This is a genomic window from Streptomyces sp. NPDC002958, from assembly GCF_055563255.1.
Genome location: NZ_JBVHDS010000004.1, coordinates 1 through 15,655 on the forward strand (window position 1 = coordinate 1; position 15,655 = coordinate 15,655).

General features: G+C 65.0%; 10 protein-coding genes and 2 pseudogenes. 6 read left to right on the forward strand and 6 right to left on the reverse strand.

Going from position 1 to position 15,655, the window contains the following annotated elements:
- Positions 1-874: 874 nt before the first annotated feature.
- Both ACZ3IC_RS08910 and ACZ3IC_RS08915 read right to left on the reverse strand, forming a co-directional pair.
- A complete protein-coding gene (locus ACZ3IC_RS08910; protein ID WP_467414063.1) occupies positions 875-1,309 on the reverse strand; it encodes a transposase in 435 nt (144 codons plus the stop codon).
- A gap of 445 nt (positions 1,310-1,754) precedes the next feature.
- Positions 1,755-2,210 (reverse strand): annotated as a pseudogene (locus ACZ3IC_RS08915) (IS110 family transposase); the annotation flags it as partial.
- 160 nt (positions 2,211-2,370) lie between these two features.
- Between ACZ3IC_RS08915 and ACZ3IC_RS08920 the strand changes: the two are divergent.
- The 4 genes and pseudogenes from ACZ3IC_RS08920 (at position 2,371) to ACZ3IC_RS08935 (ending at position 7,265) form a co-directional block, all read left to right on the forward strand.
- A pseudogene (locus ACZ3IC_RS08920) lies at positions 2,371-3,093 on the forward strand (transposase family protein).
- A 154-nt stretch (positions 3,094-3,247) separates the two neighbouring features.
- Complete coding sequence (locus ACZ3IC_RS08925) at positions 3,248-5,461, forward strand: sensor histidine kinase (protein ID WP_467414065.1); 2,214 nt, start codon at positions 3,248-3,250, stop codon at positions 5,459-5,461.
- Between the two features lie 2 nt (positions 5,462-5,463).
- Positions 5,464-6,174 (forward strand): response regulator, encoded by a 711-nt coding sequence (locus ACZ3IC_RS08930; RefSeq protein ID WP_467414068.1) that lies wholly within the window; start codon positions 5,464-5,466, stop codon positions 6,172-6,174.
- Positions 6,171-7,265: a ComEC/Rec2 family competence protein gene (locus tag ACZ3IC_RS08935; RefSeq protein WP_467414069.1), complete on the forward strand. Its 1,095-nt coding sequence runs from the start codon at positions 6,171-6,173 to the stop codon at positions 7,263-7,265. Before ACZ3IC_RS08930 ends, ACZ3IC_RS08935 begins: the two co-directional genes overlap by 4 nt.
- Positions 7,266-8,151: 886 nt before the next feature.
- On the opposite strand, the gene ACZ3IC_RS08940 is transcribed toward ACZ3IC_RS08935, so the two are convergent.
- Together ACZ3IC_RS08940 and ACZ3IC_RS08945 are read right to left on the reverse strand one after the other, a co-directional pair.
- On the reverse strand, positions 8,152-8,340 hold the full coding sequence (locus ACZ3IC_RS08940) for a tyrosine-type recombinase/integrase (RefSeq protein ID WP_302217024.1): 189 nt from the start codon (positions 8,338-8,340) through the stop codon (positions 8,152-8,154).
- Positions 8,340-8,891, reverse strand: a complete 552-nt coding sequence (locus tag ACZ3IC_RS08945; RefSeq protein WP_467414073.1) for a hypothetical protein — start codon at positions 8,889-8,891, stop codon at positions 8,340-8,342. The genes ACZ3IC_RS08940 and ACZ3IC_RS08945 overlap by 1 nt, the downstream gene beginning before the upstream one ends.
- A gap of 37 nt (positions 8,892-8,928) precedes the next feature.
- On the opposite strand from ACZ3IC_RS08945, the gene ACZ3IC_RS08950 reads away from it, so the two are divergent.
- A complete protein-coding gene (locus ACZ3IC_RS08950) occupies positions 8,929-12,192 on the forward strand; it encodes an RHS repeat-associated core domain-containing protein (RefSeq protein WP_467414075.1) in 3,264 nt (1,087 codons plus the stop codon).
- 653 nt (positions 12,193-12,845) lie between these two features.
- Here ACZ3IC_RS08950 and ACZ3IC_RS08955 read toward each other — a convergent pair.
- Positions 12,846-13,190 carry a transposase gene (locus ACZ3IC_RS08955; RefSeq protein ID WP_467414077.1) on the reverse strand — a complete coding sequence of 115 codons (345 nt, stop codon included), beginning with the start codon at positions 13,188-13,190 and terminating at the stop codon, positions 12,846-12,848.
- A 491-nt stretch (positions 13,191-13,681) separates the two neighbouring features.
- Here ACZ3IC_RS08955 and ACZ3IC_RS08960 point away from each other — a divergent pair, with 491 nt between their 5' ends.
- Positions 13,682-14,593, forward strand: a complete 912-nt coding sequence (locus tag ACZ3IC_RS08960) for a Dyp-type peroxidase (protein ID WP_467414079.1) — start codon at positions 13,682-13,684, stop codon at positions 14,591-14,593.
- An 817-nt stretch (positions 14,594-15,410) separates the two neighbouring features.
- Here the strand turns inward: ACZ3IC_RS08960 and ACZ3IC_RS08965 are convergent.
- Positions 15,411-15,644, reverse strand: coding sequence for a hypothetical protein (locus ACZ3IC_RS08965; protein ID WP_467414082.1), 234 nt, complete (start codon positions 15,642-15,644; stop codon positions 15,411-15,413).
- Positions 15,645-15,655 lie beyond the last annotated feature (11 nt).

Here is a 15,655-nt window from a genome sequence, read left to right on the forward strand (position 1 = left end):
TGGCGGCGCCGTCACCAGGCCCGATCCCAGGCCAGCCACTATCGGCGACAAGCCACACGGGCATGAAGATCACGATCTACGGCTGGAGTACTAGGGGGCATCTTCTGACTCCATACAGCAGCGCGCCCCACGCACACGCCGCTCTGAAGGCAGGCATGGTCAGATGCACGATGCGTCGAAGGACGGCTTGGCCTACCAGCGAGGTCTCCGGCGTGAGCGGAAGGCCCCTTCAGCGGTTGGCGGTCGTGGCCGCCTGCCGGGCAGCATACCTGCCCGGCAGGCGCGGCGGTATGAACGGTCAGCTGGCGCCTTGCAGCGCTGCGTGCCCACCATGGCCTGATCGACGCACGGTCGGTCCTCCGGCCGCCGCGCCCGGCAGGGTTGAGGCGTGGCCGTCTGAACGGGTGTTGGCGGTACGGGAGGCCGTGCCGGACCGATACCGGATCATCCTCGTGATCGGAGCAGGTCTCGGGCTCCGCCAAGGGGGCGCTCGGGCTGTCTCCGGACGCCTTCGACATCGAATCGGAATTCGAGACCCTCAGGGTGGCGCGGGGCGAACTCGGGCGAGTGCCCTACTACTCGTGGATGCCCAAGGAAGCTGTCCACGTCCGGCGGCAGGACAAGATGGTGCGGGCGAAACTGTGTTTCGCGCTTCCCAGGTCCGCAAGGTCCGGGACGTGCCACTGCCGTCAAGCGTGGCCCGGGCCATCCGACGGTACATGGAGCAGTTCGCACCGGTGCCTGTCACGCTGCCAACTCCCGAACTCCTATACAACGCGTCTGACCGGAAAACTCCAGGGTGAGACGGGTACGGCGAGGTAGCCCCTGGTCGGTGATGTCGAGGGGCTGCTTGCGGGTGCTTCGGTGGGTTCGGTCAGGCGGTGGCCGGGGTGAGGGTGACGTCGTGGCCCAGGGCGGCGAGCTGACGGACGAGGTCGCGGGTCTTGCGGGTGGGGTCGAGGTTGCGGGTGTGGAAGTCGGCTCCGAGGTCGCGGTAGCGGGCGGTGGGGTCGCTCATGAGGTGCCATACGGCGACCAGGATGGAGCGGGCGACGGCGACCAGGGCTTTCATGTGGCCGCGGCGTTTGACGATGCGGCGATAGCGGGCGCCGAGGAAGGTGTCGGTGCGGGCGGCGGAGATCGCGGCCTCGCCGAGGGCCCCGCGGAGCCAGGGGTTGCCCTTGCCGGTGGGTCCGGAGGTGTTCTTGCCGCCGGACTGGATGGTGCGTGGGGAGAGTTTCGCCCAGGAGACCAGGTGCCCGGCGGTGGGGAAGACGCTCATGTCCAGGCCGGTCTCGGCGAGGATCACCTGCGCGGTGCCCGGTCCGATGCCGGGGATTTCGTCGAGGCGTTCGGTGTCGGTGATCGGTATGAGGGTGCCCTGTCCGGGGCCCTCGTCGTCCTCGGTGGTGGACAGCTCGGCCAGGCGCAGGGTGGATGCGGGCGGTGAGCTTGTCGATCTGCACGGTGAGGTAGTCGATGGTGTCCAGCAGCATCCGGCACATGAAGGCGTGGTGTTCTTCGAAGCGGCCGGTCAGCGATTCGGCCAGGGCGGCGTGGCTGGCCTTGATGGTGCCGTGGGCCAGGTCCGCGAGGGCCTTGGGGCTGCGTTCCCCGGCGATGAGGGCTTCGAGCATCGCCCGGCCAAAGACGTCGAAGATGTCGGCGATCACGGTGGAGAGTTTGATCTGGGCGTCTTCGAGGAGTTTCTCGGTTCGCTGCTTGTGGCGGGTGCGTTCGTGTGTCATGACCGCGCGGGCCCGGGTGAGGTCGCGGAGTTCGCGGATGGGTTTCGGGGGTACGAAGGAGGTTCTGAGCATGCCGCGTTCGGTGAGTTTGGCCGGCCAGACCGCGTCCAGACGGTCGGTCTTGGGCCGGCCGGGGACGTTCTTCACGTCACGCGCGTTGACCAGCCGGCGCTCCAGACCGCGGGATTCGAGGAGGAAGAAGTACGGCTTCCAGTATGTCGAGGTGGCCTCCATGACCACGCGGGTGATGCCCTGGCAGATCAGGTGGTTGGCCAGTTCCAGGATCGCGCCGGATGTCGCGACGGTGTTGAAGACCCGCTGGACGCGCTTGCCGGGCTTGTCCTCGTGCGGCACCCGCAGGCAGACCATCCCGGACGCCTTGGCGATATCGATCGCGGCGACGCGTTCCACCAGCTCGGCAGCCTGCTCGATCTCCTCGACGTCCTCACGGTCCTCGGCCATGGACAGCTCCCCTCAGTCCTCGTGTCCGCGAACAGAACGGTGCCTGCCCGTGGGACCGCTGGGGGAGCGAGAATCTGACCGGCGTGCTCGAAGGCAGCAGTGCGTGGCCCCTCTGCGATCCCGGCGCCAGACTGACCTACGGGCTCAACGTCCCAACGAGATATCGGGGTCGGCGGGCAGGCACCACGATCATGTTTTCACGCCAGCAAGGCGTACCCGCAAGGGATCAGGGGGACTGACCTGCGGCCGACAGGCCCTGCTGGTTCTTGCCCACCTGCGCTGCGGTGACGCCTACGCCCGCCTCGCAGCGGGTTTCCGCGTCGGGGTCGCGACGGTCTACCGCTACATCCGCGAGGCCGTCGACCTCCTGTCCGCACTCGCGCCCACGCTGGAACAAGCCATGGAGACCGTGCGCAAGAAGGCGTACGTGATCCTGACGGCACGTTGCTGCCGATCGACCGAATCGCCGCCGACCGCCCGTACTACTCGGGGAAGAAGAAGCACCACGGAATGAACGTGCAGGTCCTCGCGGATCCAGCCGGCCGTCTGATCTGGGTCTCGGACGCGCTGTCCGGAGCCGTGCACGATCTGGCCACGGCCCGGACCCACGGTACTCCTGCCGCTCTTGCCACCGATGCCATCAAGTGGTGGGCGGACAAAGCGAATCAGGGCGCCGGTCCTGCTGTCCGCGTTCCGTTCCGGGGTAAAGGCCTGCGCGGCTGGCACCGGCGTCACAACCGAGATCACGCCAAGATCCGCAGCCTCGGCGAAACGCGTCATGGCCACCCTCAAATGCTGGAGGCTCCTGCGGAAGCTCCATTGCAGCACCACCCGGATCACCGCCGTCGTCCGTGCCGTCGTCGCCCACGAACTCGCCACCTGATCAAGATGGAAAAGGATTAGTCTGTGCCCAAGCAGCTTCAGCGGTCTCTGCGACCTGAGCGTACTATTGTGACTGAACGTCAGAATACTTCACTTGCAGGCTCTCTATGCAGTTAGCATGCTGGGAGCCCACTGCTCACGAGAGGCGGCGCCGGTTGGCCAGGCATCATCTGCGCTTCGCGCCCAAGATCCTCACGCGTCTGGGTGAAGAACTCGTTCCGCATCCAGACATGGGGATCATGGAGTTGGTACGCAACGCGTACGACGCCGACGCCACTGAGTGCAGCATCGAGTTGGTCGACTCCGGGCGCCCTGGCGGCTCGATCATCGTTTCGGACGACGGACACGGGATGACCGATGCCGAGCTCACCTCCGACTTCCTGCTCATCGGCAGTTCCAGGAAGTCATCGTCGCCGTTCACCCGCAGCGGTGAAAGGCGGCGGGTCGGCGAGAAGGGTCTCGGGCGTCTGGCGGCGCTTCGTCTGGGCCGCCGTGTGAAGGTCACGACACGATCCGAGGCGACCCTAGGGGTGCAGTACACCCTGGGTATCGACTGGGACGAACTCGACTCCGCTCACGCGGTGGAGGACGTAGCGCTTGAACTCCGCGACGCCCCGCCTCACGCCCGCGTGGGGACTCGTATCGAGATACACGATCTCCGGCAGGGGCTGAGTGTCGCCGATGTCGACCGGCTGATGCGCTCGCTCACGCTGCTCACGGGCCCCTTCCAGGCCGAGTCGACCTTCAAAGTTCTTTGGAACCCCACGGCGTTCGGGCATGAGGACCTCACCTCGGCCGTGACGGATGAACACCTGCAGTGGGCCGAGTTCCACTTGTCGGGAAGGCTCGGTGAGGATGGCAGCCAGTCGGCGGAACTCAGGGACCATCAGGGGAATCTGATCGGCACTGCAACGGCGAGCGACCTTCGCTCCGCGGCCGCCGGAGGCCGACGCCAAACGACCGACACAGGCGGCCAGCGCCTTTTCACCAGTGCCCCTGCGGCCAAGTTCGACCTGTGGATGTTCAACCTCAACCCGAGACATTCGGTCTCCCTGCGTGACTCAATCCAGCCAACACCGGAAATCAAAAACTGGCTTGCCGACGTCGGCGGTGTGCACCTCTATCACCATGGGCTGCGAGTCCAGCCCTATGGGGATCCTGACGATGACTGGCTGAGCATCAACGTCCGTCGTGCTGTGCTCTCCGAATTCCGGCCCTACACAAACAACTCCGTAGGTGCACTGGTCGTCAACGACCCGGAAGATCGCCTCCAGCCGAAGACGGACCGCAGCGGGTTTGTCCAGAACGCCGCCTTCGGTGAACTACGTGAGTTCGCCCGGTCCGCGATCGAATGGGCATCACAGCGCCGTCGTCAGATTCGCGAAGCCGAGCGACAAGTACAACGCAAGCGTGCGAAGGCGCAAACGGCCGATGCCGAGGCCGACTACACCGAAGCTAAGAAGGCCCTTGAAGAGCAACTCGCGGACAACCAGGGTCGCCTGGATGGCGGCCTTGACCGCGAGTCGGTTCAACGTATCTTGACCACCTCGCAGCACCTCGCGGACCAGCGTCTGCGAGAGATCAAGGATCTTCAATCCGAGTTGCTCCTCTACCGGGCCCTTGCCACTGTGGGAACGAGTACCTCCGTGTTTGCCCACGAGGCGCAGCAGCCCGCTGATCGCATCCTCCAGGAAGCGCGCACGGTCGACCGGAGGGTGCGTCGGGACATCGATCCGGTAACCGTCGACGACCGCTACAAACCGTCGCTGAGTGCCATCATGGACGGGGCCCGCACCTTGCAAATCTTTGCGAAGCTCCCCCTGGAACTCCTTGTCCGAAAGAAGCGCGATCTGACATACGTGGACATCGACGAGGTGTGCCTGGCCACACTGCGCCTGTTCCACAACTTCCTCAGTGACCGCTGCATTCACGTCACCCATGATCTCGATGGCCAAAACCTTCGCGTACGAACCTACGAGGCTGCGGTCGAATCCATCGTGTCCAATCTGCTCGTCAACTCCATCCACGCGCTGACGCGTACGGACGGCGGCCTGGAGCGCAGGATCCACCTCGCGACACGCTCCTTCGTCGATAAGGACGCTCCGTGGATTCGCCTAACCGTGGATGACTCGGGCCCAGGCATCCAGGACGCCTCGACCGATGAGATTTGGGTTCCCGGGTTCACCACCCGAGACGGTGGGACAGGGTTGGGTCTGACCATCGTCCGTGACACGGTTGGCGACATGTCGGGACGCCAGAAAGCTTTCAGAAACGGCCCTCTGGGAGGAGCCCGGCTACTGGTCGAGTTGCCTGCCTCGACGACGTCGGCTCTCGCCACCGGGGCCACGTACGACGAACGGGAGGAGTGACGATGTCTCTGCGCTTTGAGGATGTCCACAGGGTCGGCATCGTGGACGATGTGAAGGCCGACGCAGAAGCCCTAGGCCGACTCTTCGAAGACTTCGACATGCAGGCTCTGATTATGCCCCGGCCGCGTCCCCGCGCCACGGCGGAGGAGTATCTGTCGTCACTCCCCCCTCTGGACGTACTCGTCTGCGACCACCAGTTGCGCAACAGTTGGACGGTCGCATTCACGGGAGCGGAGCTCGCCGCCCGCGCCAACAGCCGCCCTCACAAGCTCCCGGCCATCGTCATGAGTTCGCATGTAGGCACCCACGAGGCATCATCCATCCACCGATGGCGGGCCGACATCCCCGCAGTCTTACCCAAACAGGCCGACGACGAGGAAGTCCTCGACGCTGTCAGATACGCTCTCGAAGAGGCGGCCGGCAGGTGGTCACGGGAGCGGAGCCGGTTCCGCACCCCGATCGAGGTCCTCGCCGTGCACCCGGCAGGTGAAGCACCATACGCCGAAGTGCTGGTCAGTGGCTGGAGCCTGACGCAGGTGGCGCAACTGCCGCTGCTGCGCTTCGAGGAGGACACCGGGATTCCCGCCGACGCCCTGCTGCCCGGCACCTGGTTGCGGGCCGAGGTCAACTGCTACGCCCCTCGGGCTGAGGACCTTTGCTTCGCACACATCTCCCTGGCCCCCCAACTGTCCGAGGAAATCCGCGCCCTGTGACCGTTCCCTTTCTCCCCCGTCAGAGCGCATCTTCCGAGGACGAACTCGCGGTCACGATCCTGGATGTTGGTCATGGCAACTCCGCCATCGTCCGCGACGGGCAACGGTGCGCGGTTGTCGACGCCGCGGACGACACCACACACGCCGAACTCGAAAGACTCGGCTGCACGGACCTCGAGGAAGTCATCGTCTCGCACGTCGACAACGATCACATCGCGGGAATGAACAGGCTCCTCCTGGACCCGCAGTGGTCGCTCGGCCGTGTCCGGGTCAACACCGACGCGTCCAAGGACACGCTGGCGTGGCGGCACTTGCAGGAAACCCTGCAGCTCGTGGCGGACGACAAACGCACCACCGGCATCCTTCCAGTATCTACGGATACGGGCCTTCCCATTCGGGTGGGCCGGGCGGAGCTCGAAGTGTGTCATCCTCGATCGCTGATGGCGCTCTCGGGTCCGCGCACGCGCGATGCCCGGTTCGGCACGGTGACGAGCAACACCATGTCCGCCGTCATCCGGATCCATCTCGACGGCGCGGCGGCCGTGCTCCTCGCCAGTGACATCGACGGCGTCGGCTTGCGGGACATCTTGGATCGCCGGAGTCAGCAACTCTGCGCGGATGTTCTCGTCTTCCCGCATCACGGCGGCCTCCCCGGGGCTATGAATCCGGTGGAGTTCGCCCGCTCACTCACGTCCGCGGTCGACCCGCGCATGGTGATCTTCTCGATGGGAACGAGCGGCCGAACCGCCAACCCGCGACCGGAAATCATCGAAGGCGTACGGGCGGCGGCACCCGACGCACACATCGCCTGCACGCAGCTGTCGGTCCACTGCCACGAGGCGAGCTCTCCGCCGCCACCCGAGGGGCACCTCTCCAAGGCCATGGCCCGTGGCCGTTCCACGAGTCGCTGCTGCGCGGGCAGCATCGTGATCACCCGCACCGAGAACGGCTTCCAGTATGCACCGCCGCTGTCTCGTCATGGCGAGTTCGTGCTCGCGCTGGAGCCAGGGGCGGGGACAGGAACGTTGCCGTTGTGCCGCGCGGGGGCGTCGCCGATCCCGAACCCTGCGGCTGGCAACAGCGTCAGATAACAGCAGGTGGACGAGGTCAGCTGTATCTCGGCCCAGACCGTCTTGGTGTAGCGGAGCGGAGTCCAACCGCACCCACGTGCGCGGCTCCCAGCCGCTGCTGTCCGCATACCGCCAGATTCTCGCCCTGTTCGAGGACGGCGAGCACGGCCTACGGGCCCAGGACTTCTCCGAAGCCCCAGGCGCCGGCATCGATCGCACTCGCAGCCTGACCACCACACCAATGGTGTCCGTCAAAGCGGAACAAGCTCACGGTCAAGTGCGCCACGTACTCAGCGGCAGTCTCCGGGTTAGCAGGCAGCGGCCGCCGACCGACGCTCGCGCGCAGTGAAGGCGGCCATGTCGGCGGAATACATCAGGCGGGTGGAGCGGTGCTCCCACGAGGTGGGCGCAGGCTCAGCCCGCGACACGGCGCCCGTCTACGACAGAGGTCCCGCGCTCGCGTGGTGCGGGTCCTCTTCTGCGTGGCGAGGTGGTCAGCCGGAGGACTCGGATGCGCGGCCGGACCCCAGGCTGCGTCGCGAGGCCGGAGACGTCGGGCAGATGGCGGTTCACCTCGTCGACCAGACGCGGTCGGCGTGACACGACCGACATAGGACGTTGCGAGGCCACTTCGGCGACAACCCTCCGCGAAGGCTGACGTACCGTCAACCAGTCAAGATCATCTTGCACGTGCGTTGCACAAGGTGCTGAAAAACAACAGTGATCAATGGAAAGCTGTGAAGGTAGATATTCGCAGGTCAGCTGGCATGTTGAGGTGTCGTGCCCCGTGCCTCCAAGGGGCACGACACCCCGCCCGTCAGATGTAGACAAAGCTTCTGACGCGTGCAAATGACCCCTCTCGAAGATCATCTTGCACGGTTGTTGCACAAGCCGAACGGAGCAGGAGTCACGCGGCCCTGGTGTAGGCGCTCCGGACCGCGATGCGGACCTTGGAACCGGCTCCCACGACCCGGTGCACGTATTTACGCAGGGTAAACGCGGGATCGGCGTGTCCGAGTCGGTCCGCGAGCGTGTACACGTCTACCCCGCCGTTGATCATCATCGACGCGTACAGGTGTCGGAGCGCGTGCATCATCACGTCGCGGGACTGCGTCGTCCCTTCGCGTCAGGCTCAAGGGGCTTGATGAGGCCGGCCGACGCCAGGGCGGGCTTCCAGCGGTAGGAGTTGAACCAATTCGACTGAATGGCGGTCTTCTCCCGGGTGTAGAAGATCAGCCGCACCGTGACCGGGTCGCCGCCTTTGCTGCCCCACGGTCGGGTCACCTCGACCGGCGGGTACTTCTCCATGTGCTCGCGCAGGGGGATGGCCACGTCGTCGGTCAGCTCGACCCACCGGTCCTTCGGGTCCTCGTCGCTTCCACCCTTGGGGAGGGCGTATGCCAGGAACGAGCCGTCGTGGACTACTTGCCGTTGCACGTGCACCATCGTGCCGTCCGGGTGCGCCCAGTCGATGTCATCTGGAGACAGGCCGAATATCTCTCCTTGACGAAGACCCAGGCCGCGACCGCAGTCGACGAGTGCCTTGTAACGGTCTGGCAATTCGGCACGGATCTTCTCGGTGTCCTCCCAGGCGAGGGTCAGATCAGCCCGGCCGCCACCTCCTCGCTTCGGCTTGGCGTCCTGCACCGATTTGGGCGTCTCCGACCCACTTGGCTCGGCCGAGGTGAACCGGACCTACTGGCAGGGCGACACCCATCCGCGAGCCTTCGGCATAGGCCGCGACCTGCCCTACAACGCCTTCCTGCACTCCGAGAAACAGTACGAACAAGTCGACCTGTATCTGCCCGGCGGACAGAAGATCCACTTCACTCGCACGTCGCCGGGTGCCGGTTATGAAGATGCTGTCTTCGAGCCGCTCGACACCCCCACCGGCTTCCGCGGATCGAAGATCCTCAATAACAACAGCCGGTGGGAACTGCGCTTCCGCGACGGCAGCGTGTGGGTTTTCCCGCAGTATTCGCCGCTGAAGGAGATCCGCGACCGGCATGGCAACGCGCTCAAGTTGACTCGACTTTCTGGCAACAAGGGCGAGATCACCCGTATCACCACACCGGGAGGCCGCTGGATCTCCCTCGCCTACGACGCCCAGCACCGGGTGCGCGAGGCTCGGGACAACACCGGCCGCACCACCTCCTACACCTACGACACCGCGGGCCGGCTGGAGACGGTCACCGACCCGGCAGACAAGGTCAGCCGCTACACCTACGACGGCACGTCGAACCGCATCAAAACAGCTACCGATGCTCGCGGCATCACGTACATGACCAACACCTTCGACACGGAAGGCCGGGTCAAGGAGCAGGTCCTCACCGAAGGTGCGAAGTACTCCTTCGCCTACACCCAGACGGGCACCGGCCAGATCACCTCCACCGAGGTCACTCAGCCGGGCGGCGCAGTGCGCCGGGTCGAGTTCGACGCGGCCGGGTACGGCGTCCTGGACACTGCCGCCTACGGGTCGTCGCTGGAGCGCAAAACAGAGTACGTGCGGGGCCCGAACCATCGCATCGATGCCGTCATCGACCCGTACGGACGACGTACTGAGCTGACCTACGATGCCAACGGCCATGTGACCCAATTCGTCGAGCAGGCAGGAACCGCCGACGCGCGTACCTCGGGCACGGTCACCTTTGACGGGCCCTTCGACCAGCCCACCAAGGCAACCGACCCGCTGGGCAATCCCACCGTCTTCGACTACGACGCCCAAGGGAACCTGCAGACGGTCACTGACCCGGAGAGCCGCAAGACCACCCTCACCTACGAGCCAGACGGTCAGGTCAAGACCGTCACCGACAACGCCGATGCGGTGACGGAGTACACCTACAGCAACGGCGACCTGGTCTCGGTCAAGGACGCTGAGGGCAGGGTGTCGAGCCAGTTCACCGATGCTGCCGGAAGGGTGTCCGCGCTGACGGACACGGCCGGGTCACTCACCACGATCGTCTATGACGAGCTGAACCAGCCCCGCACGGTCACCGACCCTCTCGGCCAGAGCACCGGCTTCGACTACGACGAAAACGGGAACCTCACCACCCTCACCGATGCCCGGAACAACGCCGTCAGCTGGGCCTACGACAACGCGGACCGCCCGGAGTCGGCCACCGACGCCATGGGTGCGCAGGCCACGTTCGAGTACGACGCGGCCGGACTGCTGAAGAAGGCGACCAGCCGCTCCGGGAAGATCGCGATCGCCACCTACGACCTCCTGGGCCGAGCCAAGACCGCCCAGTACGGCGTCGACATCGCAGGCCAGGCCGAATCCAGTGTCAGCTACGACTACGACGGCCACGACCTGCTCAAGCAGATCACCGACAGCCAGGCCGGCAACCAGTCCTTCACCTACGACACCTACGAACGGCCCAAGACAGTGACCGGCCCCACCGGCACCGTCAGCTACGACTACGACGCCGCCGACCGCCGCAAGGAAATGACCGCAGGCGGCCAGACGACCAGCTACGGCTTCGACAAGTCCAGCATCCTCACCTCCGTCACATCCGGCACCCAGGAAATCGGGTTCGGCCTGGACGCGGTGGGCCGGGAAACGACCGCCACGATGCCCAACGGCATCACCCGCACCACCGGCTACGACACGACCGGCACCATCAAATCCATCACCTACGCCCAGGGCACCAGCAGCATCGGCGACCTCAACTACACCCGCGACGAACGCGGCCTGCAGACCCGCCTGACCGGCTCCCTCGCGAACGTCGCACTGCCGGCCGCCGAGGACGGCACCGTCTTCGACAAGGACAACCGCATCACCACCTTTGGTGGCCGCTCCTTCACCTACGACGACGACGGCCAGCTCGCGACCGACGGCATCCGCGACTACACCTGGAACGCCCGCGGCCAGCTCTCCGGTCTGACCAAGGCCGGACAGAACAGCACCTTCGGATACGACGCCCTCGGCACTCGCAGCACCAGAACCGTCGGCGGAACAACGAATAAATTCCTCACCGACGGCAGCAACCCGCTGCTCGAACAGAACAGTTCAGGCGACACCACCGCGACCGTGGCCACCTCCGGGCTGGACGAATTCCTCACCCGAACCGAGAACGGCACCACCCAGATCTACCTGACCGACGCACTCGGCTCAGTGATCGGCCTCGCCAACAGCGACGGCACCATCGCCACGAAATACGCCTACGATCCCAACGGCCAGCCCACCGTCTCCGGAGCCGCCTCCTCCAACCCGTACACCTTCACCGGCCGCGAAAACGACGGCACAGGCCTCCTCTACTACCGCAACCGCTACTACGACCCCGAAACCGGCCGCTTCATCTCCCAGGACCCCATCGGCCAGGCCGGCGGCACCAACCTCTACCAATACGCACTGTCCTCACCCACCACCTACACCGACCCCACCGGCAACAACCCTCTTCTCGTCGGATGCGCTGTCGGAGGCCTTACTGACGGTGCGCTGGACTGGGGGATGCAGCGCTTGGCTGGCCGCAAGGTTGACTGGGGCCAGGTCGGTCGTGCCGCGGCCATGGGTTGTGCCTTCGGGATGATCGGAGCTGGTCTCGGTGCCAAACTTGGGGGGCGTGCCAGATATGAGTTCCAAGGGGAAGGGAACGTCTGGACAAGTGATCTTAGTCATCTGACAGGTAAGTCTGCGAGAGCGAGAAATCGGGCAATCAATGCAATTATAAAAGAGGATTTCCCAAATTTGCGTTTCACGTATACCCCGCAATACAGCCCTTGGGTGAGTACTGGAATTGCGAAACCTGGCGTGGGAACTCAAGTTGGATGGAAGAGGTTCTCCAGTCGAGCGGATCTGCGTAATACGTTGGTTCACGAAGAGCTGCACCATCGATGGTTCGCACGTGGCATCTCGGCCGGGCGTCATCATCCCCGGGATCGGTCCGGGTTGTCTGAGAAGTTCTACGAGACGGTTGCGAGATATGAATCAATGCGAGGTTGGGAATGAAAGAACAGGTAGTACGGCTCCAGTCTGGGTGCGCTGAATGTCATGAGGATATTGAGGGGTGGGCGGTGCAATCGGTTCGAGAGGGGAAATTGGGCTGGGAGGTCGAATGGGATTGTGACGTATGTGGAATTATGCATGATGAAGGTTGGGGGCCGTCTCCCGAATGGATCCGTCATGCTCTTCTTGAAGAGCATGGTCACTACTGCCTGACCCTTGAAGCTGGGACCAGGGTCGGGGGGGCGGTACTCAAGGCGTTTCGGCACGTTTTCGGGATGTCGATCCGGGAAGCGCAGTCCGCAGCAAAGGAGCTCGCTGGAGGTGGGTACCGAGGAACCGGAGTGGAGGTCTCCCTTTTGGGTGAGATAATTGAGAGATCGGGGATGAGTGTTTCGGTTAATGCGTGCAGAGTCTAAACCTCTTTGATTCCCGAGTTCCATAAATTGGGGAACTCCTGGTGTGGGGGAGCGGTAATTTAGCCTCGATTCTTCAGTGGCCGTGAGTGCCTGGCCGGGCGATCGGTTCGCCCTGTTTGTCCCACGTGGTTGCGGACGGGGCCTTCGCGTGTCGCTGCGGCCGCGCCGGGGTTCCACGGCACCCGGAGGTCGTGCGGGTTTGCTCCCTTCCTTGTCTCATCGGGGCTGGTGGTCCGGTGGTCAGGTCGCAGCGGGCAGAGCGGTCAGCCGGTGCCAGCAGGTGGTGAACGCCTTCGCCCAGGGCCAGGTCCGCTTGATCCGCAGCCGACGAGGGCGGGCGTGGTCGGCGAGGCGGGCGGGCAGGTGGTAGAGGCGGAAGCGCATGGTGTCCGGTTCGGCGTCGGCCAGGTCGTCGATGTCGTGCAGGGCCGGTAGTCGCAGCCATGAGTCGAGATCGGCGGCGAGGTTCGCGGCGAGCATCCAGCCGCGGTTGACCTCCCAGGAGGCGGAGGGCAGGTTGCCCAGCCCCATGGCCTTGTTGGTGCGTACCCGGTCTTCCACCCCGGCGTGGGAGCGGTGAAGCACTTGCAATCTTTGCCAGGACTGCCTCGTCGAGCGCGGCCATGCCCGATCAGTCTGACGGGCGCCGGACCAGTATGCAGCGGCGGTGAGTTGTCTGGGTGTAGGCGGCGACGAGGCCGGTTTGTTTGGTGCGCTTTACCCGCTTTGCCAGGACGGGGCTCACGTCGGGCAAAGGTGCGGAGCCTCTCGTGCAGATTTCCTCGCTCAACTGATGGGCGTATGACCGGGATTAGGGGTGGGTCTTCCTATAGTTTCGTGGCTCGGCGTGAATGTAATGTGGTGTTCTGGGTCTGGTGCTCAAGGTTCGAGAGCCCTGGAGTGGGGATGTGGGCGTGAGAAGTAGAAGAGGCATACTGCTGGGCGCAACTGTGGTAGCCGCGGGAGGGGCTGGTGTGATTGCGGCGAATGCTTTGCCCTTCCATTCTTCAACGGTTGATTCCGCGGGTTCGTTGGCTTCTCTGCGGGGCGTGTTGCCCCCCGCTTGTGTGCGAGTCATGGCCCTGGATCTGTCTGGGCAGGAGCCCCGGGTGACGAAGGCTGCCGTGGCTCGGTTGCAGCAGTCGGTTGTGGCGGTTGACGGGGACGGTGTTGATGCCTGGGTGGCGTTGGGGAGCCGTGTCTTCGCGGAAGGTGCGCAACGGCCTCGTCAGCTGCGGGAGATGCCGTCGTTCGCTGGGGATCTGCTTGACGATGCCCAGTCGCATGGGGACGTGCTCGTGCAGGTGGCCGCACCTGGCGAGAGGGCGGTGCGGGAGGCTGCCGAACGGGTGGTGCGGGACGCCGCCGGATGGCGCGTGCGATGGAAGGTCGACGGGTTCCGGGCCGGGAACCGGGTCGAGGGGGGCAAGGGGCTTGCCCGTAATCCGTTCCACTTCACCGAAGGATTCGGGAACCCGGGCACCGAGCGGGAGACGGCCGATCGGGCCGTCGTGCGCAGCGGGCAGGGCGAGCCCGACTGGGCCGTGGGCGGCAGCTATCAAGTGGTGCGGATCGTGCGGTTCGCCACCGAGCTGTGGGACAAGGACTCGGTCGGCGAGCAGGAGCGCATCATGGGGCGTCGGCGCGACGGCCGTTGGCTTGACGGTACGCCGTCCGGTGAGCAGCCCAACTTTGACGCCGACCCTGCGGGCAGGGCTACACCCCTCGACGCGCATGTGCGTATGGCGGCTCCGGACCGGCGGAACCCGCCGCCACTTGTACGGCGCAGCTACAGCTACGACCGGGGTGACGGCGACAAGGGGCTGATCTTCTCCTGCTTCCAGCGGGACCTGGAGCAGGGCTTCGAAGCCGTACAGAAACGTTTGGAGGGTGAGGCCATGGCCAAGTACATCCTCACCACTGGGGGCGGGTACTTCTTCGTGCCGCCACCTGGCGACGCCTGGATCGACGCACTGTTCCGAAACTGAGCCCCGGCCGTCATCATCAAGGCGTGCGTGACCGCTTCATTGATGTCTGGTGCGGTCGCACCAGGTCGAGGCCCGCGACAGTCGGCACGAGCGGGTCTCCGCCCGGGCAGCGGCTAACCAGTCCCTGCGGGGGAGTTGATCCCGGAGGACACGCGTGGTGTCCGACGCTGCTCCTCTTCGGCCTGAGTGCGCTGTGTGGATTCCCCGGAACTCGCTTGATCGAGGCACGTTCGGCGTCGGCCCGGCCCTCCGTATCGCTGCTCAGACTGAATCGAGAGCCCCAGAGGTGGGGGTGCCAGCACAGCCTCTGCTGCTTGCTCCTTGGTTGCAGGGGAGTGGATTCGGTAGCGCGAACTCCCACTGCACGTTTTCGGGGTTGGGGCCGTAGGACCAGGACTGCAGGAAATGTGTGTCGACGAGCAGGTCGAGTATGGGGGACGAGCCGCGCTCGGCCGGGTACAGGATGTGCTGGGTGATGAAGCTCCGGTCGCGTCGCGGCCAACACGCAACCGCGCCCGCTGTGGCTTGCCGGGTCTTCGATGTGGGTGCCGATGGTCGTCCAGACGCGGTCGGCGTGACACGACCGACATCGGACGTTGCGAGGCCACTTCGGCGACAACTCTCCGTAAAGGCTGACTGATACTCAGACATCTCTGGCGTGTCGTCAATCATTCAAGATGATCTTGCACGTGCGTTGCACAAGGTGCTGAAAAACAACAGTGATCAATGGAAGGTCGTGAAGGTGAGTATCCGCAGGTCAGCTGGGCATGTTGAGGTGTCGTGCCCCTTGGCTCCAAGGGGCACGACACTGCGCCGTTCAGATGTCCAGGAACTGCAGCACGTTGCTCCAGTACAGCCAGGCCCGCCAACGCCGCCGGTGGGCCCGTGCGTCAGCCATGGCCTCGGCGCTGTCGTCCAGGGTCGTCAGACCCGTCCACACGGGCGGGGTGCGCCTGCCGTCCGCGGCCAGCACCAGCCGACAGCCGGAGGCGTCGGGCCCGTACACCAGCCGGATCGGCCCCGCCGTACCCGTCGCCGCTCCACCTCGCATCGCAGACCCAA